At 69.1% G+C, this 3,002-nt stretch carries 1 protein-coding gene; it reads right to left on the reverse strand.

What is annotated here, in order from left to right:
- Positions 1 to 2,957, reverse strand: a 2,957-nt coding sequence (locus AB0M92_RS39155; RefSeq protein ID WP_366107170.1) for an amino acid adenylation domain-containing protein, incomplete at its 3' end; no start/stop codon positions are given.
- Positions 2,958 to 3,002: the final 45 nt, after the last annotated feature.

Here is a 3,002-nt window from a genome sequence, read left to right on the forward strand (position 1 = left end):
TCACGCGGAGAAAACACCAAACCAGCAGCACGCGCCCGCGCCACCAACTGGATCGACAAAATGCTGTCGCCACCCAACTCGAAGAACCCGTCGTCGATCGACACGGCGTCGACACCGAGGACCTCGGCGAACAGCGTGCAGAGGACCTCTTCCTGCGGTGTCCGCGGTCCCTTGTGCGTGGTACCGGAAACAACCTCCGGCACCGGCAACGCCCCACGATCCAGCTTCCCGTTCGGCGTCAACGGGAGAACATCAAGCACCATGAACGCCGACGGCACCATGTAATCCGGCAACCGCTCCCCCACGAACCCCCGCAACACGGCCGGGTCGAGAGCATCACCGTCCGCCGCCACGGCATAGGCCACCAGGCGCCGGTCGCCGGGACGGTCCTCCCGTACGACGACGGCCGCCTGGGCTACCTGGTCGTGGCCGGCGAGAACGGTCTCGATCTCGCCCGGCTCGATGCGGAAGCCGCGCAGCTTCACCTGGCCATCAGCACGCCCCACGAACTCAAGGACGCCGTCCCCCGTCCAGCGCACCACGTCACCGGTCCGATACATCCGCGAACCGGCCACCACCGCAAACGGATCCGCAACGAACCGCTCCGCCGTCAGACCAGGACGCCCCACATACCCACGAGCCAACTGCGCACCCGCGATGTACAGCTCACCCGCCACACCCACCGGCACCGGCGACAAACCCGCATCCAGCACATACACCCGGGTGTTCCACACCGGGCGCCCGATCGGCACGGTGTCGTCGGCCGCCCGGCACTCCCAGAACGTGACGTCCACCGCGGCCTCGGTGGGTCCGTAGAGGTTGTGGACAGAACCACCGAGCGTGCGCAGCGCCTGGTTCTTCAACTCCACGGACAGTGCTTCGCCGCTGCACACGAGGTTCTTCAGCGGTGCGCAGGAAGCTGCGTCGGAGTGCTGGAGGAAGGCGCCCAGCATCGACGGCACGAAGTGTGCGGTGGTGACCTTTTCGGTGCGGATCAGCTCGGCGAGGGCGGCGGGGTCCTTGTGTTCTCCGCCTGCGGCGACGACCATTCCGGCGCCCACGATGAGCGGCCAGAAGAACTCCCACACCGATACGTCGAATGCGGACGACGTCTTCTGGAGGACGCGGTCCGCCGGCTCCAGACCGTATTCGTTCTGCATCCACAGCAGGCGGTTGGTGATCGCGGCATGGGAGACGGCCACGCCCTTGGGCTGTCCGGTGGATCCGGACGTGTAGATCACGTAGGCCGTGTGCTGCGGAAGCAGGCGGTTGGGGCGGCGCTCGTCGTCCGAGGGGTTGAGGGTGGCCTGGCCATCCAGGAGGGCCCGCGAGGCAGGGTCGTCCAGTACGAGCCGGCTCACGTGGCCGGCGGCCCCCGAAGGGAGCTTGGCCGACGTTTCCGCCTGGGTGACGATGAAGACCGGGTCGGCGTCCCGGAGCATGTGGGCGATGCGCTCGGCGGGGTATTCCGGGTCGATGGGGACGTAGCCGGCGCCGGTCTTCGCGACGGCCAGCAGGGCGACGACGAGGTCGACCGAGCGCGGTACTGCAACGGCTACCAGGCGTTCGGGGCCGGCGCCCCGGTCGGCCAGGTACCTGGCGAGTCGGTTCGCCCGGGCATTGAGTTCCGCATAGGTCAGCCGGGTCCCGCCGCCGATGACGGCCGGCGCGTCGGGTGTCCGTACGACCTGCTGCTCGAACAGATCCGGCAGCGTGGTCGCGGGCACGTCGTGCGTGGTGTCGTTCCAGGCGGTCAGGATCCGCTCGCGTTCGTCCTCGCTCGTCGGCGGAATCTCACGTACGAGCTGTCGGGCGTTCGCCGCGACCGCCTTCAGGATCCGGACGAAACGATCCGCGATGCCCTCCACCGAGGGGCGGTCGAAGGCGTCGGGGCGGTAGTCGAGCCGCAGGTGCAGGCCTGTTCCCGGCATCACCATCAGGCTGAGCGGGTAGTGGGTCGCATCGCGTGCTTCGGCGTGGGTGAGGCTGAGGGTGGATGCCTCCTGCTCCACGGCCGAGTCCTCGACCGGGTAGTTCTCGAACACGACGACGGTGTCGAAGAGCTCGTCGGCCGGGGTCAGGTTGTGGATGTCGGTGAGCTTGAGGTGCTGGTGGGCCAGTAGGGCGCTCTGTTCGCCCTGGAGCCGCACCACCGCTTCCCGGACGGACTCGGCGGGCTTGAGGCGTACCCGTACCGGCACGGTGTTGATGAACAGGCCGACCATCGATTCGATGCCGGGAATCTGGGCCGGGCGTCCCGCGACCGTCGCACCGAAGACCACGTCGTCCTGTCCGGTCATGTGCCCGAGCAGGATCGCCCAAGACTGCTGGACCACCGTGTTCAACGTGACCCCGCAGCTGCGCGCCGCAGCCGCCAGAGCGGCCGTCAACTCCTCCGGCACGCGCACCGTGACCCGCTCGGGAGCCACCGGCACCCGCCCCGCACGCACCGGCGCCAGCCGGGTCGCCTCCTCCACACCCGCGAGGGACAGCCGCCACGCCTCCTGCGCCGCACCACGATCCTGCTCCGCCACCCACGCCAGGTAGTCCCGGTAGGGCGTCACCCGTGCCAGGCCGTCTCCGCGGCCGCCTTGTACGTACGCAGTCATCAGCTCGCGCATGAGCACGGGCAGGGACCACCCGTCGAGCAGCAGGTGGTGGCTGGTGAAGACCAGCCGGAACCGCTGGTCACCGAGGCGGAGCAGCGTGAACCTCAGCAGCGGCGGAGCGGACGGGTCGAACCTCCGCGCCCGGTCCTGCTCCAGCCACGCCTCGACCGCGGCTTCCTGGTCGGCCGCGTTCGTCGCCCGGAGATCGACCTCTTCCCAGGGCACGTCGACCTGCTTGGGGATGATCTGGACGGGCTGCCGCAGACCCTCGTACGCGAATCCCGCGCGCAGATTCGCGTGCCGGTCCACGACCACGGACGCCGCGGCCCGCAGCGCCGCGCGGTCCAATGGCCCTTCCACCAGCGACGACAACTGCGTCGTGTAGACGTCCAG

Origin of the sequence: Streptomyces sp. NPDC051582 (assembly GCF_040681715.1) — a bacterium.
Lineage (GTDB): Bacteria > Actinomycetota > Actinomycetes > Streptomycetales > Streptomycetaceae > Streptomyces.